The following is a 25,862-nucleotide window of genomic DNA, read 5'->3' as shown; positions in this document are numbered from 1 at the left end:
AACCTGACAGCCAGATTACAACTTTGTCAGGTGGGCCCGCGCCGTTGACGCCCACGGTATAAAGCCTTCTCAATTGACCCGAGCCACCCATGAAACTGCTGATCGTCGAAGACCAACCGAAAACCGGCCACTACCTGCGCCAAGGCCTGGCCGAAGCCGGGTTCAACACCGAACTGGTGGCCGACGGCAACACAGGCCAGCAATTGGCATTGAGCGGCGATTACGCCTTGTTGATTCTCGACGTGATGCTGCCAGGTCGCGATGGCTGGCAGATTTTGCAAGCCGTGCGCAGTGCGGGTCTTGATACACCGGTCCTGTTCCTGACCGCGCGGGATGCGGTGGAAGACCGGGTCCATGGCCTGGAGCTGGGCGCCGACGACTATCTGGTGAAGCCCTTCGCTTTCTCCGAACTGTTGGCACGGGTACGCAGCCTGTTGCGCCGTGGCAGCGCATCGCCCCAGGAAACCAGCCTGCAACTGGCCGATCTGCGCCTGGACCTGATACGCCGTCGGGTAGAACGCAACGGCCAGCGCATCGATCTGACGGCCAAGGAGTTCGCCCTGCTGGAAATGCTCCTGCGTCGCCAGGGTGAAGTCCTGCCCAAATCGCTGATCGCTTCCCAGGTCTGGGACATGAATTTCGACAGTGACACCAATGTCATCGAGGTGGCGATCCGCCGATTACGCCTGAAGGTCGACGATGAATTCCCCAACAAACTCATCCACACCGTGCGCGGCATGGGTTATGTGCTCGAGGAGCGCCCTGCCTGATGCGTCGACTATCCTTGAGCAGTCGTCTGGCGTTGTTGTTCGCGGCATGCACGGCTGTGGTTTCGCTGTTCGCCGGGGTGTTGTTCAGTCGTGCCAGCGAAACGCACTTCATTGAACTCGACCAGCAATTGCTGGATGGCAAGCTAATTGGCCTGCGCCGCGCGCTACACGAAATTCAATCGAGTGACAGCAAAATCAAACTGGCCGATGAGTTGAGCCGCCAGGCTGACCTGTCACTGCGCATCACCGGAAGCGATGGCAAGCGCTGGTACGACAGTTCGGCAAGCCTGCCCGACAATCTCCCGCAACAATCGGGGCTGTCGACAATCAACAACGACGGCACCGATTACCGCGTCCTGAATGCGCCACTATTTACCGACAAGCCCGACTCGCCGCAGTTGACTCTGTTGCTGGACATCACTCACCACCAGCATTTCCTGCAACGCATGCAGCACCTGATCTGGCTGACGGTGGGTCTATCGGCCCTCGCCACTGCACTACTCGGCGCCTGGGCCGCACAAAGCGGTTTGCGGCCGTTGCGGCGCATGAGTGCGGTCGCCAAGGGTGTTTCGGCACAATCGCTCAACGCACGCCTGCCCGAAGCGAACATGCCGCCGGAACTGGCGGAACTGGCCCACCACTTCAACGCCATGCTCGGGCGCCTCGACGACGCCTTTCAGCGGCTATCGGCGTTCTCCGCTGACATCGCCCATGAACTGCGCACTCCACTGTCGAACCTGTTGACTCACACTCAAGTCACCCTCACCCGCCCCCGGCCCATCGAAGATTATCGAGAAGCACTGCACAGCAACCTCGAAGAACTGCAATGGATGGCGCAACTGGTCAATGACATGTTGTATCTGGCGAAAGCCGATCATGGCCTGCTGATGCCCCAGTGCGAACCGTTGGAATTGGCCGACGAAGTCGATTTCTTGCTGGATTTTTTTGCGCCGTTGGCCGAAGACGCGCAGATCAGTTTAAGTCGCGAAGGCCGCGCCCTCATAATGGGGGATCGCAATATGCTGCGCAGGGCATTCTCCAACCTACTGGACAATGCGCTACGTTTTACACCGCCAGACGGTCAGATCCGAGTGGTTATCGTCGACTCGGCTGACAGTTCGATTCTACGTTTTGAAAACACCGGTGATCGTATTCCCGATACCCTGCTTCCACGCTTGTTCGATCGTTTCTATCGTGCGGATCCAGCGCGGCGAAAAGACGACAGTGAACACGCAGGACTGGGTCTGGCAATTACCCAGTCAATTGTCCATGCGCACGGGGGTGAAATCTCCTGCACATCCAGGCAACAATCGACTTCATTCATAATTCAGTTCAACAAGCGCGCATAGTGCCTGCGCACAGCCAACACATAGTTCATTACAAACAACTCCACTCGATAGCTCCTCATTAAATCATCCTCGCTATATAGTTTTTTCACTCCTTACCAAGAGTTCACGAATACCTATTGCGAGAATAAAACCATGGAAGAAAAAACAACCGCAACACTGGTAGCTCAGACAATGCTCGCCAGTGACTTTAACGCACAACTTGGCAACCGAGGTGCTTTCGCAGACGACAGACCTCGCATCACGATCATTGCTGGAGGCGCGTTGATACTGACCGCCGCGCAAAACAAGGCCACGTCCCCGCATGCCCAGTTGTTTTATTTCGGCTTGAATCCAAACATTCGTAGTGGCACCCACACGATTCCTGGGCCAATGATAACAAGCCTGGTCTATCAAGAAAGAAAGGAAAGTCAGTGGACGTCGTTCGGTGCCATAGAGGGTTCAATGACACTGGAACTGGATCAAGTGCGTAAACGTTTTAAAGCGACATGCTCGTTTACTGTTAAAAACATCAACGAATCAATTGAGGGTGTTGCCAACATGGATGTTTATATTAGCGAGTGGCCAACAGCAATCTGATTGAGCAACACTTTTGCAGCAAGCGACGCTCCTGCCGGAGCGTCGCTTGCACTGGTAATCCTTATGAATACCGCAACGCATGCGCCGGCTCGATCTTCGCCGCTCGCCACGCCGGGTAAACCGTGGCCAGGAAGCTCAGGACAAACCCCGCGGTGCAGATCAACGCAACATCAGCACCTTGCAACTCGGACGGCAAGTTGCTGACGAAGTACACATCGGAACTGAAGATGTGCTGCCCGGTTACCCGCTCTACCCAGCCCACCATCTCGCTGACGTTCAACGCCGCGATCACGCCGAGCACACCGCCAATCAGGGTGCCGACGATACCGATAACCGTGCCCTGCACCATGAAGATCGCCATGATCTGCCGTGGCGTGGCACCGATGGTGCGCAGGATCGCGATGTCCGCGCCCTTGTCGTTCACCACCATGATCAGGGTGGCGATGATGTTGAATGCCGCCACCGCAACGATCATCAGCAACAGCAGGCCGATCATGGTTTTTTCCATTTTCATCGCGCTGAACAGGCTGCCCTGGGTGTGGGTCCAGTCATCGGCCTTGTAGGCGGCACCGAGCCCGGTGGCGATATCGCCCGAGACTTTTGGCGCAGCGTACAAATCCTTCACCGCCAGACGCACGCTTTGTACCTGGTTCGGCTCCCAATGCTGCATCTGCGCAGCATCGGCAAGGTGGATAAGCGCCATCGAGCCATCCAGCTCGGCGCCGACCTTGAACACACCGACCACGTTCAGACGCTGCATGCGCGGAGTAATCCCACCCGGTGCAGTGCTGACTTCCGGAACGATCAGGGTGATTTTGTCGCCGACGTTCAGGCGAAAGCGCCGCGCCGTGATCTCGCCGATCACGACGCCGAACTCACCCGGCTTCAACGCATCGAGACGCCCCTGGACGATGTGCTTGGCGACGATCGACACCTGACCTTCCAGCGCCGGATCGACACCGCTGACCTGGATCGGCTGCATCGTGCCCTTGTAGGACAGCATGCCTTCCATCTCGGTGAACGGCACGGCTGCGGTCACTTCCGGGTTTTTCATCGCCGCCGCCGCGACCGGCTGCCAATCATCGATCGGGTTTACACCGACGATGGTGGCGTGCGGCACCATGCCGAGGATGCGCGAGCTCATTTCACGCTGGAAGCCGTTCATCACCGACAGCACCACGATCATCGCCAGCACCCCCAGGGCGAGGCCGATCATCGAAGTCATCGAGATGAAGGAAACGAAGCGATTGCGGCGCTTGGCGCGGGTATAGCGCGTGCCGATAAAGATCGATAACGGTCTGAACATTCGCTGGGGCACCGTATAAAAATAAAAGACCCGAGGCCTGTTCAGGCCTCGGGTTTCAATCCGTCAGATGGGCGTCAGGCAACCTTCCTGCAAGTGCAGGACGCGGTCCATCTGGCGGGCGAGGTTCATGTCGTGGGTCACCACCAGGAACGCTGTGCGCATCGAGGTGCTGAGTTCCAGCATCAAATCCTGAATGCCTTCGGCGGTGTGTGAATCGAGGTTGCCGGTCGGCTCATCGAGCATCACCAGACCCGGATTGTTCACCAGAGCCCGGGCAATCGCCACGCGCTGCCGCTCGCCACCGGACAACTCGGCCGGTTTGTGCTCCAGGCGATGCCCCAGCCCTACCCGCTCCAGCAACGCCGTGGCACGCTGGCGCGCTTCGGGGATCGCAGTCTTGCCGATCAGCAGCGGCATGCAGACGTTTTCCAGCGCGGTGAATTCCGGGAGCAAGTGGTGAAACTGGTACACAAAGCCAAGCGCGCGGTTACGCAGCAAACCGCGCTTCTTCTCGCTCAGCGCCGAGAGTTCTTCACCGTCGAGCCAGACGCTGCCCGTTGACGGCGTATCCAGACCACCCAACAAATTGAGCAAGGTACTCTTGCCCGAACCCGACTTGCCGACAATCGCTACACGCTCACCCGGGTGCAACTCCAGTTGCAGACCGGCCAGTACCTCAACCGACTCCGGGCCTTCCTCGTAGGACTTGCCCAGGCTGCGGCAGCTCAAGATTGCTTTTTCACTCATGCCCGACTCACTCATAACGTAGCGCCTCCGCAGGCTGGGTGCGCGCGGCACGCCAGGCTGGATACAGGGTGGCGAGAAAACTCAGGACCAACGCCGCAGAGCAGACCATCACAACGTCCTGGCTCTGCACCTGCGACGGCAGGTAATCAATGAAGTACACGTCGGCGTTGAGAAACTTGTGCCCGATCAAGCCTTCGAGGGCGGAGATCGCGGCACTGACGTTCAACGCGGCGAAGATCCCGACCACCGCGCCGATCGCCGTGCCGACCACGCCGATGACCGTGCCTTGCACCATGAAAGTGCGCATGATCGTGCCCGGCGTGGCACCCAGCGTGCGAAGGATCGCGATGTCGCCCTTCTTGTCGTTCACCACCATCACCAGGGTGGAAATGATGTTGAAAGCGGCGACGGCAACGATCAGCAGCAGCAACAGGCCGATCATGGCTTTTTCCATGCGGATCGCCTGATACAGGTTGCCGTGGGTGCGCGTCCAGTCGCGGGCGTAGAAATGATCCTCGCCGAGCTCCCGGGCAATATTCCACGCGGTACGCGGTGCCTGGAACAGATCATCGAACTTCAGGCGCAGGCCCTGGACCTGATCCGGTTTCCAGCGATGCAAGCGCGCCAGGTCCTGAAGGTTGGTGATGCCCAGGTAACCATCGAGTTCGCCCGCGCCAACGTGGAAGATGCCCACCACGGTAAAGCGCTTCATGCGCGGGAACATCCCGGCCGGGGTCACCGTGACTTCGGGCGCCACGAACGTCAGCTTGTCGCCAACCGCCGCACCGAGTTTCGCCGCGGCCTTGTCACCGATGACAATGCCGAACTCGCCTGGCACCAGGTCGTCGAGTTTGCCCTGCTGCATGAAGTGATCGATGATCGACACCTGACGCTCCAGCGCCGGGTCAATGGCATTGAGCAGTACTTTCGAGACCTTGCCGTTGTTGGTCAGCAAACCCTGCATTTGTGTAAATGGCGCTACGGCCGTCACCTGCGGGTTCTGCTTGACCTTGGCGGCCAGGCTTTGCCAGTCGCTGATGGCTTCACCGGATTCGATGGTCGCGTGGGGCACCATGCCCAGCACGCGGGTGCGCATCTCATGATCGAAGCCGTTCATGACCGACAGCACGACGATCATCACGACCACGCCGAGGGCGAGCCCGATCATCGAAGTCAGGGAAATGAATGACACAAAATGATTGCGACGCTTTGCACGGGTGTAACGCGTGCCGATAAATACGAAGAGAGGTCTGAACATGTCGGGGCTTGTTCGGAGGGAAAAGGAACGTCCTTGTGGCGGGGGTCGATAACCAGCTTTACACTCAGACCACCGCCGCTACCATGGGTTCGCCATGTCGACATTAGATGAAGAAGATCGCCGCGAATACTACCGTATCGAGGACACGATCGCACTGGAAATTCGGCCCCTGTCCGCTACCGAAGCCACAGGCCAGGAAGTGTTGCAGGATGCTTCCCCACTCTTCAACCTGCTCAGCGAATTGCACCTGAGCGAATTCGAGTCGCAGCACCTGTTGCGCCAGATCAATGAGCGCGACCGCAACATTGCCGCGTTCCTGAAGTCCCAGAACAAACGCATCGATTTGCTGAGCCAGGTCATCGCCCTGACGGTGCTCGGGCAAATTGGCGAACCGCAGCCGGTGATCATCTCCGAGGGTGGCATCGACTTCCAGCACCCCACGCCAATCGCCGCCGGCTCTCGCCTGTCGGTCAAGCTGGTACTGATGCCACAAGCCTTGGGTTTGTTGCTGCGCGCTCGGGTCACTCATTGCGACCGCAAGGGCGATGGTTTTGACGTCGGCACCGAATTCGAACACCTGACCGACGCCCAGCGGCAACTGTTGGCCCGGCATATCTTGCAAAAGCAGGCCCAGGAAAGACGCCTGGCCCGCGAACAACTCGAATCAGGCAATTAATTTAAGGAAGAACCGTGACCCTCATCTACGGCCATCGCGGCGCCAAGGGCGAAGCACCGGAAAATACCCTGACCAGTTTTCAGGAATGTCTCAAGCACGGCGTGCGCCGCTGCGAACTGGACTTGCACCTGTCCAAGGACGGCGAGTTGATGGTCATCCACGACCCGACGCTCAAACGCACCACCGACCGGCGCGGCAAGGTCGCCGAGCACACGGCCGCCGAACTGGTGACGTATGACGCGCGCAAGGGTGGCCCTGGCTGGATCAAGCCGTGCCCGATCCCGACCCTGGAAGAGCTGTTCGAAAAATGCGATTTCGAGCATTGGCAACTGGAAGTCAAAAGCGCCTCACGCACCCGCGCCGCGACCACCGTTCTGGCGATCCGCGAAATGGCGCAACGTCATGGTTTGCTGGACAAGGTGACAATCACCTCAAGCTCCCGTGAAGTGCTCAAGGCCGCGCTGGACCTGGTGCCGGACGTTTCCCGTGGCCTGGTGGCCGAGTACGCCTGGCTCGACCCGTTGAAGGTCGCGGCAAGCTATGGCTGCGAGATTCTGGCGCTGAACTGGACCCTGTGCACGCCGGAACGCCTGCAAAAGGCGCAGCGCCAGGGGCTGCATGTGTCGGTATGGACAGTCAACGAGCCCGCGCTGATGCGCAGACTCGCCGACTTCGGCGTTGACAGCCTGATTACAGACTTTCCCGGTTTGGCCACTGCCACGCTCGAGAATTGCTGAAATCGGTCTCCCCGGCCGGCTCAGGCCACCGGCCGGAGCCGCTCAAAAAAGCCGGTTGAGGCCATCGTACGCCGCGACCCGATAGGCTTCGGCCATGGTCGGGTAGTTGAACGTGGTGTTGACGAAATACTTCAGGGTATTGAGTTCGCCCGGCTGGTTCATGATCGCCTGGCCGATGTGCACGATCTCCGAGGCCTGATAACCGAAGCAGTGCACGCCCAGCACTTCCAGGGTTTCGCGGTGGAACAGGATCTTCAGCATGCCTTGCGGCTCGCCGGCGATCTGCGCACGCGCCATGCTCTTGAAAAACGCCTTGCCCACTTCGTACGGCACCTTGGCCTGGGTCAGTTCTTGCTCGTTCTTGCCGATCGAGCTGATCTCCGGAATGGTGTAGATGCCGGTCGGCACGTCGTTGACGAAACGCCAGCTGCCATTGTCGACGATACTGCCCGCGGCGGAACGGCCCTGGTCATGAGCGGCACTGGCCAGGCTCGGCCAGCCGATCACGTCACCGGCGCCATAAATGTTCTGGATGCCGGTGCGGTAATTTTCGTCGACTTCGATCTGGCCACGGCCATTGACCTTCACGCCGATGTTTTCCAGACCGAGCTGATCAGTATTGCCAGTACGGCCGTTGCACCAGAGCAGGGCATCGGCCTTGATCTTCTTGCCGGACTTGAGGTGCAGGATCACGCCGTTGTCCACGCCTTCGACGCGGTCGTAGTCTTCGTTGTGGCGAACCGTGATGTTGTTGTTGCTGAAGTGGTAGCTCAACGCCTGGGAAATTTCCGAGTCGAGGAAGCTCAACAACTGGCCACGGTTGTCCACCAGTTCAACCAATACACCCAGACCACTGAAGATCGAGGCGTATTCGCAACCGATCACGCCGGCGCCATAAACGATGAGTTTGCGCGGGGTGTGGCCGAGGCTGAGGATGGTGTCGCTATCGTAGATACGCGGGTGGTGGAAATCGATGTCCGCCGGGCGATACGGACGCGAGCCGGTGGCGATGATGATGTGCTTGGCCACCAGTTTCTCGACCACGCCATTGGCGCAGACCACTTCGATGGTTTGCTCGTCGGCGAAGCTGCCGGTGCCGAAGAACACGTCGACGCGATTACGGGCGTAGTAGCCGGTGCGCGAGGCGACTTGTTTGGAGATGACTTTTTCGGCGCTTTTCAGCACGTCCGGGAACGAGAACCAGCGCGGCTCACCAATGGCCCGGAACATCGGGTTGGTGTTGAACTGCATGATCTGCCGGACCGAGTGACGCAGTGCCTTGGACGGGATGGTGCCCAAGTGAGTGCAGTTGCCGCCGACCTGGCGACGGCTATCAACCATCGCCACCTTGCGCCCTGCTTTGGCGGCGTTCATTGCCGCGCCTTCTCCCGCCGGGCCGGAACCCAACACCACCACGTCGTAGTTGTAGACAGCCATGCGTACTCCTCAGAACAGGCCGTGGCGCCATCGGCACCTGCGGCTAAATCACGCCAATCTGTGGCATGAAGGAACAATTTGGGGCCAGTGCAGAACCCGGACACAGTCTATAGAAGCGTCAACGCCGCGCACATTAACCCTTGGTCGCGTCGTAGGCTAGTTTTGCCTGCACTACAACGCCACTTTTCAGTGCTTGAAGCGCCGCAGTCATTCGGTTTTTCCAGCGTTGATGCGTTCAAAAGCGTGACTGGTACGTGTGACGAAACCTGTATCGGCACGGATCACAAAAAATGCGCCGATATCGTGTTTTTCCGCGTAATCCCAACCGCGCTCCGGGCCGAGTATCAACAACAGCGTCGATAAGCCATCGGCCATCAACGCCGAAGGATGAATCACTGTGACCGACGCCAGTGTGTGTGCGACCGGTGTACCGGTGCGGGCATCGAAGGTGTGGGAATAACGCTTTCCATCCTGCTCGAAATAATGGCGGTAGTCGCCGGAAGTGGACAGGCCGTAACCGTCGATGGAGACAATGCGCTCCACCACCTGCTGATTATCTCGTGGTTCTTCCAGTGCGATGCGCCATGGCGAACCGTCGGCCTTGTTGCCGGAGGCCTTGAGTTCACCCGTGACCTCGGCGAGATAGTCGTGGATGCCCATCGCCTCGAGTCGTGCGGCAATCGTGTCCACCGCATAACCGGCGGCGATGCTGTTGAAGTCGACCTCGACGGCGGCGTCCTTGCACAACTGGTCGCCGTCGATACGCAGATGGGCATATCCCACGCGCTGCCGCACTTCGGCAAGCGCTTGGGCGGTTGGGACTTTTTCCTCGCGAGCCTGAGGGCCGAAGCCCCAGAGATTGAGCAGCGGCTCCACGGTCAAATCGAACGAACCTTCACTTTGCTCTGACAGCTGCTCGCCGACGCGAACCAATTCGAGAACCGGCGCGGGCATTTTCTGACAACTGTCGACGGGCAACCGGTTGAAGCGTTCGATATCGGAGTCGCTTCGGTAAGTCGACATTTGCCGATCCACTTCGGCCAGGATCTTTTCGACTTCGACCCGCACCTCTGCCGGAGCGGGAATACCGACGTGACGAACGTATTTGATCGAATACGAGCTACCCATGGCCTGGCCGCCAAAGCTTTCCATGGCGTCGCCATGACCGCAGCCCGCTAATGCCCCGAACAACAGCAGATGCACCCAATGCCAACCTGTCAACAAGCCCGACACTCCCGAAGACATCCCCTGACACCGCGCCAGAGCCCATCATTATGCATGTCCCTGCAAGGGCTGCCCTGCCTGCCCTTCCAGACACTGCACAAACAAAAACGCCCCGACCAAAGCCGGGGCGTTTTCATCTGCAGCTAAAGCTTAGCGCGGAAATGCTGGCGGGTTTACACCGGCCATGTCTTCCATCACGCGAACCACCTGGCAGCTGTAACCGAATTCGTTGTCGTACCAAACGTACAGTACAACGCGGTTGTCTTGGGTGATGGTCGCTTCAGCGTCCACAACGCCTGCGTGGCGAGAGCCAACGAAGTCGGTGGAAACCACTTCCTGAGAGCTGACGTAGTCGATCTGCTTGTGCAGATCCGAATGCATGGCCATCTGGCGCAGGTATTCGTTGATCTCTTCGCGCGTGGTGGCTTTTTCCAGATTCAGGTTCAGGATCGCCATCGACACGTTTGGCGTAGGAACGCGAATCGCGTTACCGGTCAGCTTGCCCTTCAACACTGGCAATGCCTTGGCAGCCGCTGTGGCAGCACCGGTCTCGGTGATAACCATGTTCAGCGGCGCGGCGCGGCCACGACGGCTGCCCTTGTGGAAGTTGTCGATCAGGTTCTGGTCGTTGGTGAACGAGTGAACGGTTTCGACGTGGCCATTGACGATGCCAAACTTGTCGTTGACTGCCTTGAGCACCGGCACGATGGCGTTGGTGGTGCAGGAAGCCGCCGAGATGATCTTGTCATCAGGGGTGATGTCGCCATGGTTGATGCCGTGCACGATGTTCTTCAGCGCGCCCTTGCCAGGTGCGGTGAGGATCACGCGGGCAGCGCCCGGGCAGGCCAGGTGCTGGCCCAGGCCATCGGCGTCACGCCATACACCGGTGTTGTCGACGATCAGCGCGTTTTCGATGCCGTACTGGGTGTAGTCGACTTCGGCCGGGCTCTTGGCGTAGATAACCTGGATCAGGTTGCCGTTGGCGGTGATGGTGTTGTTGGCTTCATCAATGGTGATGGTGCCATCGAACGGGCCATGAACCGAGTCACGACGCAGCAGGCTGGCACGCTTGACCAGATCGTTCTCGGCGCCCTTGCGGACAACGATGGCGCGCAGGCGCAGGCCGTCGCCACCACCGGTTTTCTCGATCAGGATGCGCGCCAGCAGACGGCCGATACGACCGAAGCCGTACAGGACAACGTCAGTGCCTTTGCGGGCGGAAGCGTTCTGCTGGCCAACCACGTCAGCCAGTTCTTCACGAACGAACTGCTCGGCAGTACGGTCTTTGCCTTCGGCCTTGAATTTGGCCGCCAGCTTGCCCAGGTCAACCGAAGCGGCGCCGAGCTTGAGCTCGCTCATCGCTTTGATCAGCGGGAATGTTTCGTGGACGGACAGCTCGGAATCGTCGGACTGACGGTGACGAGCAAAGCGGTGAGCTTTGAGAATCGCAATGACTGAACGATTGATCAGGCTGCGGCCATAGATCGAGCTCACCACGTTGTTATTGCGGTAGAGCTGACCGATAAGCGGAATCATCGCTTCTGCGAGTGCTTCACGGTCGATCCATTCACCAAGACACTGGTCGGGCTTCTGAGTCACGGGAACCTTCCACATGTAGGGGCAGAAAAAAGGGGCTACATTATGCCGCCGAGTGACGCGTGTAGCAATGCGCGCCTGTCGTGCGACCCGTAACATTTTCCTGTTCAAAAAAATTGCGCAGCGCTAAAGCCCAGTAAAACCGGGGCTTTCAGAAGAGTCAATTTTTTGGAGATATCGTTACCTTGTCCGTAACCCTCCGTAACACCCTGACGTTTTACCACTACATAATTGGATTTTTCCGTTAAAAAACCACGGTATTTTGTCTTTACCACTACATTTCACCAAACCTGCGTAATAGACACAGTCTGCAACTGACAGGCGGCACTCCGGGCCGCTACAATTACCGACTTTGTCGCAACGCTTGGAGCTCAACCTTCCGTGCCCGTTCTGCGTCTACCGCTTCTCCCTGCCGCGGCAGGTAAACAGCACTGGGGCAATCTGCCCGGTGCCGCCCTGAGCCTGGCCATTGCCGAGGCCGCCAGCGCTGCCAAGCGCTTCACCCTGCTGCTTACAGCCGACAGCCAAAGTGCCGAACGACTGGAACAGGAGCTGGGGTTCTTCGCCCCGGATTTACCTGTGCTGCATTTCCCCGATTGGGAAACGTTGCCCTACGATCTGTTCTCGCCGCACCAGGACATCATTTCCCAGCGCATCGCCAGCCTGTACCGGCTTCCGGAATTGAGCCATGGCGTGTTGGTGGTGCCGATCACCACGGCCCTGCATCGCCTGGCGCCGACCACCTTCCTGCTGGGCAGCAGCCTGGTGCTGGATGTCGGGCAAAAGCTTGACGTCGAGCAAATGCGCACCCGGCTTGAAGCCAGCGGTTATCGCTATGTCGATACGGTGTACGAACACGGCGAATTCACCGTGCGCGGTTCGCTGATCGATTTGTTCCCGATGGGCAGCAAACTGCCGTATCGCATCGACCTGTTCGACGATGAAATCGAAACCCTGCGCACCTTTGACCCGGAAAACCAACGCTCCATCGACAAGGTCGATTCGGTCAAGCTGCTGCCGGCCAAGGAATTCCCGCTGCAAAAAGAAGCGGTCACACGCTTCAAGGCGCGCTTTCGCGAACGCTTCGATGTCGATTTCCGGCGCTGCCCGATCTTCCAGGACCTGAGCAGCGGCATCACTCCCGCCGGCATCGAGTACTACCTGCCACTGTTTTTTGAAGAAACCTCGACCCTGTTCGATTACCTGCCCCAGGACACGCAAGTGTTCTCGCTGCCCGGCATCGAACAAGCCGCGGAGAACTTCTGGAACGACGTGCGCAATCGCTATGAAGAACGCCGCGTCGACCCGTCCCGTCCTTTATTACCGCCCGCTGAACTGTTCCTGCCGGTTGAAGATTGCTTCGCACGCCTGAAAAACTGGCCGCGCGTAGTGGCCAGTCAACAGGATGTAGAAAGCGGCGCTGGCCGCGAACGCTTTCCCGCCCGGGAGTTGCCGAACCTGGCGATCGAAGCCAAGGCTACCCAACCGCTGGCGGCACTGGCGGGCTTCCTCGATCAGTTCCCGGGCCGCGTGCTGTTTACCGCGGAATCCGCCGGCCGTCGCGAAGTGCTGCTGGAACTGCTTGAGCGTCTGAAGCTGCGACCAAAAACCGTCGACAGCTGGCCGGACTTCGTCGCCGGTAAAGAACGCCTGGCAATCACCATCGCACCGCTGGATGAAGGTTTGTTGCTGGACGATCCAGCCTTGGCGCTGGTGGCCGAAAGCCCGCTGTTCGGTCAGCGCGTGATGCAGCGTCGGCGCCGCGAAAAGCGCGCCGACGCCAACAACGACGCCGTCATCAAGAACCTCACCGAGCTGCGTGAAGGCGCCCCTGTAGTGCATATCGACCACGGCGTCGGGCGCTATCTCGGGCTCGCGACACTGGAAATCGACAGCCAGGCCGCCGAATTCCTCGCTCTGGAGTACGCCGAGGGCGCCAAGCTCTACGTGCCGGTGGCCAACCTGCACTTGATCGCCCGCTACACCGGCAGCGACGACGCCCTCGCCCCGCTGCATCGCCTCGGCTCCGAGACCTGGCAGAAAGCCAAGCGCAAGGCTGCCGAGCAAGTACGCGATGTCGCAGCCGAGCTGCTCGACATCTATGCCCGCCGTGCCGCCCGCGAAGGCTATGCCTTTGCTGACCCAAAAGCCGATTACGCCACCTTCAGCGCCGGTTTCCCTTTCGAAGAAACCCCCGACCAGCAAACCACCATCGAAGCCGTGCGCGAAGACATGCTCGCGCCAAAACCGATGGACCGACTGGTCTGCGGTGACGTGGGTTTCGGCAAGACCGAAGTGGCGATGCGCGCCGCGTTCATCGCCGTGCATGGCGGTCGCCAGGTAGCGATTCTGGTGCCGACCACCCTGCTCGCCCAACAGCATTACAACAGCTTCCGCGACCGCTTCGCCGACTGGCCGGTGACCGTGGAAGTCATGAGCCGCTTCAAGTCGGCCAAGGAAGTGAACGCGGCAGTGGCGGATCTCGCCGAAGGCAAGATCGACATCGTCATCGGCACACACAAGCTGCTGTCCGACGATGTAAAAATCAAAAACCTGGGGCTGGTGATCATCGACGAGGAACACCGATTCGGTGTGCGCCAGAAAGAACAGCTCAAGGCCCTGCGCAGCGAAGTCGACATTCTCACGCTGACCGCCACGCCGATTCCGCGCACGCTGAACATGGCGGTATCGGGCATGCGCGACCTGTCGATCATTGCCACGCCACCGGCCCGACGCCTGTCGGTGCGAACGTTTGTCATGGAGCAGAACAAGAGCACGGTCAAAGAAGCCCTGCTGCGTGAGCTGCTGCGTGGCGGCCAGGTCTATTACCTGCACAACGACGTGAAAACCATTGAAAAATGCGCCGCCGAACTGGCTGAGCTGGTGCCGGAAGCAAGGATCGGCATCGGTCACGGGCAGATGCGCGAACGCGAACTCGAACAGGTGATGAGCGACTTCTACCACAAGCGCTTCAACGTGCTGATCGCCTCGACCATCATCGAGACCGGCATCGACGTGCCGAGCGCCAACACCATCATCATCGAGCGTGCCGACAAGTTCGGCCTGGCCCAACTGCACCAGTTGCGCGGCCGGGTCGGTCGCAGTCACCACCAGGCGTACGCCTACCTGCTGACGCCGCCGCGCCAGCAAATCACCGCGGACGCGGAAAAGCGCCTGGAAGCGATTGCCAACACCCAAGACCTCGGCGCAGGCTTCGTGCTCGCCACCAACGACCTGGAGATCCGTGGCGCCGGCGAACTGCTCGGCGACGGACAAAGCGGGCAGATCCAGGCAGTCGGTTTCACGCTGTACATGGAAATGCTCGAACGCGCGGTGAAGTCGATCCGCAAGGGCGAGCAGCCGAACCTCGATCAACCTTTGGGTGGTGGCCCGGAAGTCAACTTGCGCGTACCGGCGTTGATTCCCGAAGACTATCTGCCGGACGTTCACGCCCGCCTGATTCTCTACAAGCGCATTGCCTCGGCCACCGACGAGGAAGGTCTCAAGGATTTGCAGGTGGAAATGATCGATCGTTTCGGCTTGCTGCCGGAACCCACCAAGAACCTGATGCGCATCACCGCCCTGAAATTGCAGGCCGAGTTGTTGGGCATCAAGAAAGTCGATGGCGGCCCACAAGGGGGGCGCATTGAATTCGCGACACAAACGCCGGTGGACCCGCTGACCCTGATCAAACTGATCCAGAGCCAGCCAAAACGCTACAAGTTCGAAGGAGCCACGATGTTCAAGTTCCAGGTTCCGATGGAGCGCCCGGAAGAGCGCTTTAATACTGTAGAGGCGCTGTTCGAGCGCCTCATTCCGAAAACTGCTTGAAGGACGCCGCATGCGCCTGTTTCGCTCACTGACCCTGCTGATGACTTTGGTCGCACCTACGGCGTTTGCCGATGACCTGTATCAGGTCGAAATGATTCTGGTCCGTCAAAACGCCGTGCCGGCGATTGTCAGCCGTGCCGCACCGGAAGACTGGGATGCCGGCGCCAAGCGCATCGACCCTGACAGCTTTCGCACGCCGAGCCTCAATCCAGAAGTGGAAAAGCTCACCGCCAGTAACGACTACAGCGTCCTGATGCATAAAGCATGGCAGCAGACGCTGGGAGAAACACCGGTCAAGGTGGCGATCAGCGATGGCAAGGAGCAGTTCGGTCAGTTCCCTATCGAAGGCACCCTCGATCTAAAACTGGGGCGCTTCACCGATGTTGACGCCGACTTCTGGGTCAATCAGTTCAACGCCGATGGCCTGGTGACCGCCAGCGAACGCCTGAAACAGGAAAGTCATACCAAAAATGGCCAACTGAACTTCCTCGACGCCGGCCACCTCGGCCTGCTGATCAAGATCACTTCATTGACGGCGCCCGCCCCGCGGGAAGCCCCTGAAGTCGTCCCTGACTGATTGAAGTCCTCATGTCCGCGACCCTGAGCAAACCCCTGGCACCTTCCTGGGTCAGCCGATTCAAGGAACAGAGCCTGGAGCGTGGCCGCCGCTACGCACTGGAAAATCGCGTCAGGATCGTCGAAGCCGGCGACGCCACCATCATCGCGGCTTGCGAAGGCTCTGGCGGTAACGTTTACCGTCAGACCATTCGCCTGCGTGAGTCGGCCAAAGGCACCCTGCTGATGGTCGATGCCATTTGCTCCTGTCCGGTTCACAGCAACTGCAAACACTGCGCTGCGGTACTGCTGCAAGTACAGGAGACCCTCGCCTACCCCGCTGCCGCCAAAGACGCCGAACTCCTGGAAAAACTTCAAGCCGTGCTGGAAAACCGTAGCCCCAAGGCCCCGCCGCAAGTCATGGTGGACAACGTGCAGCCAGTGCCGCGCCTGTGGCTGGCGAGCATAGAGTTCAGTGCCTTCGAGCCGCGCAATGGACGGATGCAGCGCTACATCCAACATCGCGCTGCGCTGTCTTTCAGCTATCTGGACGAATACGTTAGCGGGCAGAAAAACACTGACATCCTGATTCGCCAGGAAACACAGACGCTACGGATAAAACGTCAGCCGGAAGTGGAACAGTCCTACCGTGAACAGCTACGGATCCTCGGTTTCAAAATCGCCACCCGGCAGAGCAAGGCCCTGCCGGAAAGCGCCGGCGAGCTGTTCGAGATGGTCAATGACAGCGCCTGGCTGACCTTCACCCTCAACGATCTGCCCAAGCTTCGAACCCAGGGCTGGGAGCTGCAGATCAACGAGGACTTCGGCTTCGACCTGACGGCCGTGGATGACTGGTACGCCACGGTCGAGCAAACACCGGAACGGGACTGGTTCGATCTGGAACTGGGCATCATCGTCAACGGCGAGCGACTGAGCCTGCTGCCCATCCTGCTGAACCTGATGCGCTCGCACACCGAGCTTCTCAACCCGGAACGTCTGGCTCGGCGTCGTGACGACGAACTGATCCTGGTGAACATTCCAAACCGGCCGAATTCCGAGTACGGCCCCCTGCAAGTCGCCCTGCCTTTCGGTCGCTTGAAACCGGTGCTGGCAACGCTCGGCGAGTTCTATCTGCAAGAGCCGGGCGAAACCACCTTACGCCTGAGCAAGGCCGACGCCACGCGCCTGAATCCGCTGGAGGACCTGCCCCTGCTCTGGGAAGGTGGCGAGCAGATCCGCACCTTTGCCCAGCGTCTGCGCGACATCAAGGATTACACCGCCACCGTCCCCGAAGGCCTGAACGCAACGTTGCGCCCCTATCAGCTTGAAGGCTTGAGCTGGATGCAATCGCTGCGGCAGCTGGAGGTTGGCGGGATTCTCGCCGACGACATGGGCCTGGGTAAAACCCTGCAAACCCTGGCGCATGTGCTCACCGAAAAAATTGCCGGTCGCCTCGACCGCCCGTGCATGGTGGTGATGCCAACCAGCCTGATTCCCAACTGGCTCGACGAGGCGGCGCACTTTACGCCGCAGCTCAAGGTCCTGGCTTTGTATGGCGCCAGCCGCAAAAAGCATTTCGAGCATCTGGCGGATTACGACCTGATCCTGACCACCTACGCCCTGCTGCCCAAGGATGTTGAACGTCTAGCCGCACAGCCGCTGCATGTACTGGTGCTGGACGAAGCGCAATACATCAAGAACCCGAACAGCAAGGCTGCACAAGCGGCCCGGGAACTGAACGCCCGTCAGCGCTTGTGCCTGAGCGGCACGCCTCTGGAAAACCACTTGGGTGAGCTGTGGTCACTGTTTCACTTCCTGTTGCCAGGCTGGCTCGGCGACGTGAAAAGTTTCAATCGTGATTATCGAGTGCCGATTGAAAAGCGCACCAGCGAAGTAAGACTTCAGCACCTCAACGGTCGGATCAAACCTTTCCTGTTACGCCGAACCAAGGAACAGGTTGCTACCGAGCTGCCGCCGAAAACCGAAATCATCCACTGGGTCGAACTCAACGAAGCCCAGCGCGACATGTACGAAACCATGCGCCTGGCCATGGACAAGAAAGTCCGCGACGAGATCACCCGCAAAGGCGTGGCTCGCAGCCAGATCATCATTCTTGAGGCGCTGTTGAAGCTGCGCCAGGTGTGCTGTGATTTGCGCCTGGTCAACGACGCCACCCTACCGACGCGCGGCAGCACGTCAGGCAAGCTCGACAGCCTGATGGAAATGCTCGAAGAATTGTTTGAGGAAGGCCGAAGGATTCTGCTGTTCTCGCAGTTCACTTCAATGTTGTCGCTCATCGAAGACGAACTGAAAAAACGCGGGGTGGACTATGCGTTATTGACGGGCCAGACCCGCGACCGACGTACACCCGTGAAAGATTTTCAAAGCGGCAAGCGTCAGATTTTTCTGATCAGCTTGAAAGCAGGTGGGGTCGGCTTGAACCTGACGGAAGCGGACACCGTGATTCATTACGATCCGTGGTGGAACCCGGCGACGGAAAATCAGGCAACTGACCGCGCCTATCGTATCGGCCAGGAAAAGCCGGTTTTCGTCTACAAGCTGATTGCACGCGGCACGGTCGAAGAGAAAATTCAGCACCTGCAGAAGGAAAAATCCGACCTTGCGGCGGGGGTGCTGGACGGGCGTCAGGCTGGGGACTGGAAACTGCAGAGCGATGATATCGAAGCGTTGTTTGCGCCGTTGCCGGATAAGCTGGAGAAGCGCTGAGATTTTCAGCAGCTCAACTCCCTCTCTTCGCGAGAAGGTTCGCGCCAACAGTGATTCATGTCGGCTTCAATATCAAAGCCAAGCAAAAATCAAAATGTGGGAGCGAGCCCGCTAGCGATGGTGGGCTATTCGATTCAGTCGTCATTCAATCAATTGAGCTTCTCTGAGCGCTCCGACGGCTGCCAGCCAGCGTGGGTCCTGACGATATTCAGTGCTCGCGAACGATTGCCCGCGCATCCGAGCGATGCGTGCGGAGGGCTTGACCTTCAGCCTTTGCGCGGCACTCAGGGCCAACTCGGCCGCAGCACGATCGTTGCATACCAGGCCCATGTCGCAACCCGCCGTCAGCGCCGCCTCAATGCGACTCGCAGCATCGCCCACCACATGGGCGCCAGCCATGGACAGGTCGTCGCTGAAAATCACACCATCGAACTGCAACTCACCGCGCAGGATGTCCTGCAACCAGCGACGGGAGAAGCCCGCAGGCTGGGAATCGACTTGCGGGTAAATCACGTGCGCGGGCATGACAGCGGCCAATTGCTTGCTCAATCTGGCGAACGGCACCAGGTCGTTGGCACGGATGTCGTCAAGACTGCGTTCATCGTTCGGAATCGCGACATGGGAATCCGCCTCAGCCCAACCGTGGCCAGGGAAATGCTTGCCGGTGGCCGCCATGCCGGCGCTGTTCATACCGCGAATGAACGCGCCAGCCAACAGCGCTGCACGCTCGGGATCACTTTCGAACGAACGTGTACCCACCACTGCACTGCGCTGGTAATCAAGGTCCAGCACCGGTGCAAAGCTCAAGTCCAGGCCAACGGCAAGGACTTCGGTGGCCATGATCCAGCCGCACTGTTCGGCCAGGAATTCGGCATTCGGGTTATCGGCGATCGCACGCATGGCGGGCAACCGAACGAATCCCTGACGCAGTCGCTGAACTCGTCCGCCCTCCTGATCCACCGCCAAAAGCAGGTCAGGACGAACGGCACGAATCGCTGCGCTCAGTTCCCGCACCTGGCGCGGATGCTCGATGTTGCGGGCAAAAATGATCAGGCCACCCACTTCGGGTTGACGCAACAGTTGGCGATCTTCAGCCGTCAGCCAGGTACCGGCGACGTCCACCATCAACGAGCCTTGCAGGCCAGCAGTCATAGAGATTCCTTGATAACGATAAACCCGGCTCGCGCCAAATCGCCACCGCAGGCAGTGCCCGGTTGATCGGCGACATTATTTGGCAGCGGGAGCAGAACGAGAGTCGGCATGGGCGGCTAGCTTAGCGGATGTAAGCAGCCGCGCCCACCCGTAAGCGGTCAAACCTTGGCGGCAACCGGTGTCGATTTGCTGCGCGGACGCAATTGTGCGGTAGCCATGGCGGTGTCGGTGACACCTGATTCGGCACGCATGCCGGCGGCGAGGAACGGCACCATCAGGCGCATGACCTGCTCGATGGAGGTGTTCACACCAAAATCGGTCTCGGCAATGGCGCGCAAGGCCTTGATCCCGGACATGCTGAAGGCTGCCGCACCCAGCATGAAGTGCACGCGCCAGAACAGCTCGATCGGTGGGATACGCGGCGCAGCTTCATTGACCAGCATCATGTAACGGCGGAACACCTTGCCGTACATGTCTTCCAGGTAGCGACGCAAATGCCCCTGGCTCTGACTGAACGCCAGACCCAGCAAACGCATGAAGATGGATAGATCGTTACCGCTGCGAGGCTGGACCACCAGCGCTTGCTCGACGAGGATTTCCAGGAGTTCTTCGAGCGTCGGCTTGTTTTCAGGCTTGGCCTGACGACGCTCAAGCTCTTTATCGAGACTGATGCAGAACGGCCCGAGGAATCGCGAGAAAACCGCTTGGATCAGCGCCTTCTTCGATCCGAAGTGATAGTTCACCGCCGCCAGATTGACACCGGCCTTGCTGGTGATCAGACGCAACGAGGTTTCAGCGAAACCTTTTTCCGCGAACAACTGCTCGGCAGCATCAAGGATGCGTTCAACGGTTTCCGACTGGGCCATGGCTACTCCGCCTGACAAACACTTGTTTGAAACATACGTTTCAGCCTGTGCCTTGTCAAGCCTGGCAGTCCGTTTTGGGAACGGTCAGTCAGATATTTAACCATACAAAGGCAAAGCTTCAATCCATTGGCTTATCGACCGTCTGGCGGGCAGTAAAAAAAGGGGCATTGCCAAGACCGTTTCACTGTATATAATCCCAGTCACTGTATAAAAAGACAGAGCGATCAATATGCTAAAGCTGACGCCACGCCAAGCCGAGATTCTGGCCTTCATCAAACGCTGCCTTGAAGACAACGGCTACCCGCCAACCCGCGCGGAAATCGCTCAGGAGCTGGGTTTCAAATCGCCCAACGCGGCGGAAGAACACCTCAAGGCGCTGGCTCGCAAAGGCGCTATCGAGATGACCCCCGGTGCTTCCCGCGGCATTCGCATTCCCGGTTTCGAAGCCAAGGCCGACGATTCCACCCTGCCAATCATTGGCCGGGTTGCAGCCGGAGCGCCAATCCTTGCCCAACAGCACGTCGAAGAATCCTGCAACATCAACCCGGCGTTCTTCCACCCCCGGGCTGATTATCTGCTGCGGGTTCATGGCATGAGCATGAAAGACGTCGGCATTTTCGACGGCGACTTGCTGGCGGTCCATACCACTCGCGAAGCCCGCAACGGCCAGATCGTGGTTGCGCGGATCGGTGACGAAGTGACCGTCAAACGCTTCAAGCGCGATGGCAGCAAGGTCTGGCTGATTGCAGAAAACCCGGAATTTGCGCCTATCGAAGTGAACCTTAAAGATCAGGAACTGGTGATCGAAGGCTTGAGTGTTGGCGTCATTCGCCGCTAAAGGAGGCTTTATGCAGTTCCCACACACACCACAGCAAGCCCAACTGCCTCTGCTGTTCGAAGCGTTCATGGCGCCGCCGCTGGAGCCAATACTGAAGGAAGTGGTCGAGTCGCCGTGGAGCACCGACCCTGAAGTCTTCAGTGAATTGTCTCTGCGTGGTGCTGCCGGGAACTGCCTGAACCTTCTGGCGCCGATTCTCAGGGAGCTGAGCGAGGAACAGGATGCCCGCTGGCTCACACTGATTGCCCCGCCTGCCAGCCTGACCCAGGCCTGGTTACGGGATGCCGGACTTAATCGCGAACGCATTCTGCTGTTGCAACCACGTGGCACACAGAGCGCCCAGCAGCTGACCTGCGAGGCCCTTCGCCTTGGTCGCAGTCATACGGTTGTCAGTTGGTTGAACCCACTGAGTTCAGCGTCGCGGCATCAGTTGATCAGCGCTGCTCGAACCGGGGATGCGCAAAGTTTGAATATTCGACTGGGTTAACTGGAAAGTGGCGCCCACTCGGGCCGCGCCGGGCTTCTCCAAAGACAGAGAAGCCGATATGAATCGAAATGTGAAAAACCGACAGACGGGATCAATGAAGGACCCGCGAACCCTCTTCCTTGTCGAATTCACCTTCCACCAGGCGTCCAGCCATCTGCACGCCAACACTCAACATCGCCTTGGCAACTTCTACATGCTGGCCTTGCAGGAACGCCTTGGCATCCTCGGAGAAATCCAAAGTAACCAGAGAACCCTCGTCCTCAGCCCTTCGCAGCTCGATACGGCCGTCTGGTAACTCAACAATTTCTAGAAAGGACGTTGGCATAAAGGTTTGTTCTCCACGAAAGGCGGGGATTATATAGGCATCGGCCATGCTTCGCTCGGGATCTTGACCAGATGCCATCCCGAAACTGTTTCTGTCAGCACTCGTTCAGGCCTTCACGAAAGCGGATCGCCAACCCCTTCAGATTCTGACGCCAGCTCTCCAACTCCTCACGACTCAGCTCTTGAGGCGCTTGCTCTTCATCGAGATTTACCGCCAGGATCAAAGGCTGAGTCACGTCGCCTTTAGGCTTGTGCGGTGCACGCGGGGGTTGAAACAGCGCCGCGTGGGCCGCCAGCAGCTTGGCCAACCAGGTTTCCGGGTTGTTGGCCAGTTCAACCATCTCGGCCATTTCCGGGATGGCAATGCTGTCCAGCACTTCACGAGTCAGCAACGACTCGGCCCGGGACGCATTGGCTTGAGGCAAGCGATAGAAACCGGCAATCTCATGACACAACCCCAACAGCGCCCCATACAAGTGAAACAGCGCCGATTCGCGTCCGGCCTGAATCAGCGCCAGGGAGTTCATCGCTCGTCCCTCTTCTGCCTTGGCGAGAGCTTCCAGCGACAGGCCGGCGAAGTAAATTTTCTGGTTGGTACGGGTATAGAGTTCGTGGGCCATGACGGCAGCCTCCACAACGAAATAATTGCTTGATGCAGGTCGGACAGTGTCGTGGATCACTCGATCCGACCGCAAGCACAAAACAAAAAGGCCGCATGAAAAACCCGAGGTTTGTCATGCGGCCTTTTCAGTACCCGACGATTTACGCCTTCGCAGTCGGACGCTTGTCTTCGACTTTCCACTTGCCGCCGTCGTAGAACGCTTTCCAGCCCGTCGGTTTGCCGTCGACTTCGGTCTGGACGTATTGCTCCTTGGTCTTGCGGCTGTAGCGGATTACCGCTGGCAGACCGTCCGGGTCTTTCTTCGGCGCTTCGCACAGGAAGTGGTACTTCGGATCGATCTCATCCTTGTGCGGGATGATTTCCATGACCAGAGGGGCACGGGTCTCGCGGTTTTTCGGGAACTGACTGGCCGCCAGGAACAACCCGGAAGCACCGTCGCGCAGGATGTAGGTGTCGTTGACCTTTTCGCATTTCAGCTCAGGCATCTTCACCGGATCCATCTTCGGCGGCGCCGCATCACCACTCTTCAGCAGCTTGCGAGTGTTCTTGCAGGTCGGGTTGGTGCAACCGAAGAACTTGCCGAAACGGCCAGTCTTGAGTTGCATCTCACTGCCGCATTTGTCGCATTCCAGGCTCGGGCCTTCGTAACCCTTGATGCGATAAGTACCCTCTTCGATTTCGTAACCATCGCAGTCCGGGTTGTTACCGCAGATGTGCAACTTGCGCTTTTCATCGAGCAGATAGGCATCCATCGCGGTGCTGCAGATCGGGCAGCGATGCTTGCCGCGCAGGACCAGCGATTCCGACTCACCCTCGTCGTCCGCAGCGATTTCGTCGCCCGGCACCAGGTTGACGGTGGCCTTGCAGCGCTCTTTCGGCGGCAGGCTGTAGCCCGAGCAACCGAGGAATACACCGGTCGACGCGGTACGAATCTGCATCGGACGGCCGCAGGTGGTGCACGGAATGTCAGTCATCACCGGCTGGTTGGCACGCATGCCGCTTTCCGGACTTTCAGCCACTTCGAGTTTTTTCTTGAAGTCGCCGTAGAACTCGTCGAGCACGTTTTTCCAGTCGCGTTCGCCCTGGGCCACGTCATCGAGATGCTCTTCCATGCCGGCGGTGAAGCCGTAGTCCATCAGGTTGGAGAAGCTCTCGGCCAGACGCTCGGTGACGATGTCACCCATCTTTTCCGAGTAGAAGCGACGGTTGTGCAGCGCCACGTAGCCGCGGTCCTGGATGGTCGAAATGATCGCAGCGTAGGTCGAAGGACGACCGATGCCGCGTTTTTCCATTTCTTTAACCAGGCTGGCTTCCGAGTAACGCGCCGGTGGCTTGGTGAAGTGCTGGGTCGGATCAAGCTTGATCAGCTTCATCGCATCGCCCTGGGCCATGTCCGGCAGCACATCGTCATCACCAGGCTTGGCGATTTGTGGCATGACGCGGGTGTAACCGTCGAACTTGAGAATACGGCCCTTGGCGCGCAATTCGAAATCGCCAGCCCCGACAGTCACGGTGGTCGACAGGTACTGCGCCGGGAGCATCTGGCAAGCGAGGAACTGGCGCCAGATCAGCTCGTAGAGACGCTCAGCGTCACGCTCCATGCCCGACAGCTTGCTTGGCTCGGTATTGGCGTCAGATGGACGAATCGCTTCGTGAGCCTCTTGCGCGCCTTCCTTGCTGCTGTAGACGTTCGGAGTTTCCGGCAGATACTTCTTGCCGAACTCACCTTCAATGTAGGTCCGCGCCATCGCCACGGCATCGGTCGACAGGTTGGTGGAGTCGGTACGCATGTAAGTGATGTAGCCGGCTTCGTACAGACGCTGGGCCATCATCATGGTTTTCTTCACGCCGAAGCCCAGCCGGTTGCTTGCGGCCTGCTGCAGGGTGGACGTGATGAACGGTGCCGACGGCTTGCTGCTGGTCGGCTTGTCTTCGCGCTTGACGATGCTGTAGCTGGACGCCTTGAGCTTCTCAAGCGCGGCCATGGCCTGGGCTTCGTTGAGCGGCTTGAAGGCTTCGCCCTTTTCGCGAGCGACGTCGAAACGCACAGTGGCGCCTTTGGCGGTGCCGAGGTCGGCGTGAACTTCCCAGTACTCTTCCGGGATGAACGCACGGATCTCGCGCTCACGCTCAACCACCAGTTTCACCGCAACCGATTGCACACGACCGGCCGACAGACCACGGGCGATCTTGGCCCACAGCAGCGGCGAAACCATGTAACCCACGACGCGATCGAGGAAACGACGCGCCTGCTGGGCGTTGACACGGTCGATGTCGAGTTCACCCGGCTGGGAGAAAGCTTCCTGAATCGCCTTCTTGGTGATTTCGTTGAACACCACACGCTTGTAGCGGCTGTCGTCACCACCGATGGCTTCGCGCAGGTGCCAGGCAATGGCTTCCCCCTCGCGATCCAAGTCGGTTGCGAGATAGATGGTGTCAGCATCCTTGGCGAGCCTGCGCAGCTCTTCGATGACCTTTTCCTTGCCCGGAAGGATCTCGTACTTGGCTTTCCAGCCATGCTCGGGATCGACCCCCATGCGGGCAACCAGCTGCTTGCGCGCCTTTTCTTTGGGCGACAAGGCCGGCGCTTCGCCCGCAGCAGCCTTGCCGCGCTTGGCGGCGGGCTCTTTGCTGGCGCTAGCCGAACCGCTGGTGGGCAGGTCTCGGATATGGCCGATACTCGACTTCACCACGTATTCGTTGCCCAAATACTTGTTGATGGTCTTGGCCTTAGCCGGGGATTCCACAATGACCAGCGATTTGCCCATGGATCAGAAAATTCCT

At 59.0% G+C, this 25,862-nt stretch carries 21 protein-coding genes; 10 read left to right on the top strand and 11 right to left on the bottom strand.

All coding sequences use genetic code 11. The features are described from left to right. Positions 1-89 precede the first annotated feature (89 nt). The 3 genes from ASD60_RS27540 to ASD60_RS27530 all read left to right on the top strand — a co-directional run bounded on the left by ASD60_RS27540 (position 90) and on the right by ASD60_RS27530 (position 2,695). Positions 90-770, top strand: coding sequence for a heavy metal response regulator transcription factor (locus tag ASD60_RS27540; protein ID WP_056857035.1), 681 nt, complete (start codon positions 90-92; stop codon positions 768-770). Next, the gene (locus ASD60_RS27535) at positions 770-2,119 is read left to right on the top strand and encodes a heavy metal sensor histidine kinase (protein WP_056857034.1); all 1,350 of its coding nucleotides are present in this window, start codon (positions 770-772) and stop codon (positions 2,117-2,119) included. The genes ASD60_RS27540 and ASD60_RS27535 overlap by 1 nt, the downstream gene beginning before the upstream one ends. 132 nt (positions 2,120-2,251) lie before the next feature. Beyond that, entirely contained in the window at positions 2,252-2,695 is a 444-nt protein-coding gene (locus ASD60_RS27530) for a hypothetical protein (protein WP_056857033.1), read from the top strand. Positions 2,696-2,756: 61 nt separating this feature from the next. Here the strand turns inward: ASD60_RS27530 and ASD60_RS27525 are convergent, their stop codons facing one another. From ASD60_RS27525 to ASD60_RS27515, 3 genes are all read right to left on the bottom strand, one after another. Then, the gene (locus ASD60_RS27525; RefSeq protein ID WP_056857032.1) at positions 2,757-4,001 is read right to left on the bottom strand and encodes a lipoprotein-releasing ABC transporter permease subunit; all 1,245 of its coding nucleotides are present in this window, start codon (positions 3,999-4,001) and stop codon (positions 2,757-2,759) included. Between the two features lie 63 nt (positions 4,002-4,064). Continuing rightward, positions 4,065-4,748 (bottom strand): lipoprotein-releasing ABC transporter ATP-binding protein LolD, encoded by a 684-nt coding sequence (gene lolD, locus ASD60_RS27520; protein WP_177336614.1) that lies wholly within the window; start codon positions 4,746-4,748, stop codon positions 4,065-4,067. Positions 4,749-4,755: 7 nt separating this feature from the next. Beyond that, positions 4,756-6,006, bottom strand: a complete 1,251-nt coding sequence (locus tag ASD60_RS27515) for a lipoprotein-releasing ABC transporter permease subunit (RefSeq protein WP_056857030.1) — start codon at positions 6,004-6,006, stop codon at positions 4,756-4,758. Positions 6,007-6,100: 94 nt separating this feature from the next. Here ASD60_RS27515 and ASD60_RS27510 point away from each other — a divergent pair, with 94 nt between their 5' ends. Then, positions 6,101-6,682 (top strand): PilZ domain-containing protein, encoded by a 582-nt coding sequence (locus tag ASD60_RS27510; RefSeq protein ID WP_056857029.1) that lies wholly within the window; start codon positions 6,101-6,103, stop codon positions 6,680-6,682. A gap of 14 nt (positions 6,683-6,696) precedes the next feature. Then, the gene (locus ASD60_RS27505; protein WP_056857028.1) at positions 6,697-7,419 is read left to right on the top strand and encodes a glycerophosphodiester phosphodiesterase; all 723 of its coding nucleotides are present in this window, start codon (positions 6,697-6,699) and stop codon (positions 7,417-7,419) included. A gap of 42 nt (positions 7,420-7,461) precedes the next feature. Here ASD60_RS27505 and sthA read toward each other — a convergent pair whose 3' ends face one another. The 3 genes from sthA to ASD60_RS27490 form a co-directional block, all read right to left on the bottom strand. After that, on the bottom strand, positions 7,462-8,856 hold the full coding sequence (sthA, locus tag ASD60_RS27500) for a Si-specific NAD(P)(+) transhydrogenase (protein ID WP_053161582.1): 1,395 nt from the start codon (positions 8,854-8,856) through the stop codon (positions 7,462-7,464). 207 nt (positions 8,857-9,063) lie between these two features. Then, entirely contained in the window at positions 9,064-10,101 is a 1,038-nt protein-coding gene (locus tag ASD60_RS27495) for an FAD:protein FMN transferase (protein WP_056857027.1), read from the bottom strand. Between the two features lie 129 nt (positions 10,102-10,230). Continuing rightward, complete coding sequence (locus ASD60_RS27490) at positions 10,231-11,694, bottom strand: glyceraldehyde-3-phosphate dehydrogenase (RefSeq protein WP_056857026.1); 1,464 nt, start codon at positions 11,692-11,694, stop codon at positions 10,231-10,233. A 363-nt stretch (positions 11,695-12,057) separates the two neighbouring features. On the opposite strand from ASD60_RS27490, the gene mfd reads away from it, so the two are divergent. From mfd to ASD60_RS27475, 3 genes are read left to right on the top strand one after another with little or no spacing between them, the layout of a single operon-like run. Beyond that, on the top strand, positions 12,058-15,507 hold the full coding sequence (gene mfd / locus ASD60_RS27485) for a transcription-repair coupling factor (protein ID WP_056857025.1): 3,450 nt from the start codon (positions 12,058-12,060) through the stop codon (positions 15,505-15,507). A 10-nt stretch (positions 15,508-15,517) separates the two neighbouring features. Then, a complete protein-coding gene (locus ASD60_RS27480; RefSeq protein WP_056857024.1) occupies positions 15,518-16,084 on the top strand; it encodes a CsiV family protein in 567 nt (188 codons plus the stop codon). An 11-nt stretch (positions 16,085-16,095) separates the two neighbouring features. After that, entirely contained in the window at positions 16,096-18,789 is a 2,694-nt protein-coding gene (locus ASD60_RS27475; RefSeq protein ID WP_056857023.1) for a DEAD/DEAH box helicase, read from the top strand. A gap of 141 nt (positions 18,790-18,930) precedes the next feature. Here ASD60_RS27475 and nagZ read toward each other — a convergent pair whose 3' ends face one another. After that, the gene (nagZ, locus tag ASD60_RS27470; protein WP_056857022.1) at positions 18,931-19,941 is read right to left on the bottom strand and encodes a beta-N-acetylhexosaminidase; all 1,011 of its coding nucleotides are present in this window, start codon (positions 19,939-19,941) and stop codon (positions 18,931-18,933) included. Between the two features lie 158 nt (positions 19,942-20,099). Then, entirely contained in the window at positions 20,100-20,807 is a 708-nt protein-coding gene (locus ASD60_RS27465) for a TetR/AcrR family transcriptional regulator (protein WP_056857021.1), read from the bottom strand. 229 nt (positions 20,808-21,036) lie between these two features. On the opposite strand from ASD60_RS27465, the gene lexA reads away from it, so the two are divergent. After that, complete coding sequence (gene lexA, locus ASD60_RS27460; RefSeq protein ID WP_056857020.1) at positions 21,037-21,645, top strand: transcriptional repressor LexA; 609 nt, start codon at positions 21,037-21,039, stop codon at positions 21,643-21,645. A 10-nt stretch (positions 21,646-21,655) separates the two neighbouring features. Further along, a complete protein-coding gene (sulA, locus tag ASD60_RS27455) occupies positions 21,656-22,132 on the top strand; it encodes an SOS-induced cell division inhibitor SulA (RefSeq protein ID WP_056857019.1) in 477 nt (158 codons plus the stop codon). A gap of 91 nt (positions 22,133-22,223) precedes the next feature. On the opposite strand, the gene ASD60_RS27450 is transcribed toward sulA, so the two are convergent. From ASD60_RS27450 to topA, 3 genes are all read right to left on the bottom strand, one after another. Further along, a complete protein-coding gene (locus tag ASD60_RS27450; RefSeq protein WP_046041430.1) occupies positions 22,224-22,457 on the bottom strand; it encodes a hypothetical protein in 234 nt (77 codons plus the stop codon). Between the two features lie 94 nt (positions 22,458-22,551). After that, positions 22,552-23,076, bottom strand: a complete 525-nt coding sequence (locus ASD60_RS27445; RefSeq protein WP_056857018.1) for a DUF6586 family protein — start codon at positions 23,074-23,076, stop codon at positions 22,552-22,554. 142 nt (positions 23,077-23,218) lie between these two features. Continuing rightward, positions 23,219-25,846, bottom strand: a complete 2,628-nt coding sequence (gene topA / locus ASD60_RS27440; protein ID WP_056857017.1) for a type I DNA topoisomerase — start codon at positions 25,844-25,846, stop codon at positions 23,219-23,221. Positions 25,847-25,862 lie beyond the last annotated feature (16 nt).

Source organism: Pseudomonas sp. Root562 (assembly GCF_001427125.1).
GTDB lineage: Bacteria > Pseudomonadota > Gammaproteobacteria > Pseudomonadales > Pseudomonadaceae > Aquipseudomonas.
Note: the sequence above shows the minus strand (reverse complement) of the source record. Positions and strands in the feature narration are given on the sequence as shown.

Bases quoted from the DNA above. Each gene is read 5' to 3' on its own strand.
- lexA (WP_056857020.1), top strand. From the start codon at position 21,037: ATGCTAAAGCTGACGCCACGCCAAGCCGAGATTCTGGCCTTCATCAAA.
- nagZ (WP_056857022.1), bottom strand. From the start codon at position 19,941: ATGACTGCTGGCCTGCAAGGCTCGTTGATGGTGGACGTCGCCGGTACC.
- lolD (WP_177336614.1), bottom strand. From the start codon at position 4,748: ATGAGTGAAAAAGCAATCTTGAGCTGCCGCAGCCTGGGCAAGTCCTAC.
- ASD60_RS27535 (WP_056857034.1), top strand. From the start codon at position 770: ATGCGTCGACTATCCTTGAGCAGTCGTCTGGCGTTGTTGTTCGCGGCA.
- ASD60_RS27530 (WP_056857033.1), top strand. From the start codon at position 2,252: ATGGAAGAAAAAACAACCGCAACACTGGTAGCTCAGACAATGCTCGCC.
- ASD60_RS27445 (WP_056857018.1), bottom strand. From the start codon at position 23,076: ATGGCCCACGAACTCTATACCCGTACCAACCAGAAAATTTACTTCGCC.
- ASD60_RS27450 (WP_046041430.1), bottom strand. From the start codon at position 22,457: ATGCCAACGTCCTTTCTAGAAATTGTTGAGTTACCAGACGGCCGTATC.
- ASD60_RS27495 (WP_056857027.1), bottom strand. From the start codon at position 10,101: ATGTCTTCGGGAGTGTCGGGCTTGTTGACAGGTTGGCATTGGGTGCAT.
- ASD60_RS27465 (WP_056857021.1), bottom strand. From the start codon at position 20,807: ATGGCCCAGTCGGAAACCGTTGAACGCATCCTTGATGCTGCCGAGCAG.
- ASD60_RS27525 (WP_056857032.1), bottom strand. From the start codon at position 4,001: ATGTTCAGACCGTTATCGATCTTTATCGGCACGCGCTATACCCGCGCC.
- ASD60_RS27490 (WP_056857026.1), bottom strand. From the start codon at position 11,694: ATGTGGAAGGTTCCCGTGACTCAGAAGCCCGACCAGTGTCTTGGTGAA.
- ASD60_RS27510 (WP_056857029.1), top strand. From the start codon at position 6,101: ATGTCGACATTAGATGAAGAAGATCGCCGCGAATACTACCGTATCGAG.
- sthA (WP_053161582.1), bottom strand. From the start codon at position 8,856: ATGGCTGTCTACAACTACGACGTGGTGGTGTTGGGTTCCGGCCCGGCG.
- ASD60_RS27475 (WP_056857023.1), top strand. From the start codon at position 16,096: ATGTCCGCGACCCTGAGCAAACCCCTGGCACCTTCCTGGGTCAGCCGA.
- topA (WP_056857017.1), bottom strand. From the start codon at position 25,846: ATGGGCAAATCGCTGGTCATTGTGGAATCCCCGGCTAAGGCCAAGACC.
- ASD60_RS27515 (WP_056857030.1), bottom strand. From the start codon at position 6,006: ATGTTCAGACCTCTCTTCGTATTTATCGGCACGCGTTACACCCGTGCA.
- ASD60_RS27480 (WP_056857024.1), top strand. From the start codon at position 15,518: ATGCGCCTGTTTCGCTCACTGACCCTGCTGATGACTTTGGTCGCACCT.
- sulA (WP_056857019.1), top strand. From the start codon at position 21,656: ATGCAGTTCCCACACACACCACAGCAAGCCCAACTGCCTCTGCTGTTC.
- ASD60_RS27540 (WP_056857035.1), top strand. From the start codon at position 90: ATGAAACTGCTGATCGTCGAAGACCAACCGAAAACCGGCCACTACCTG.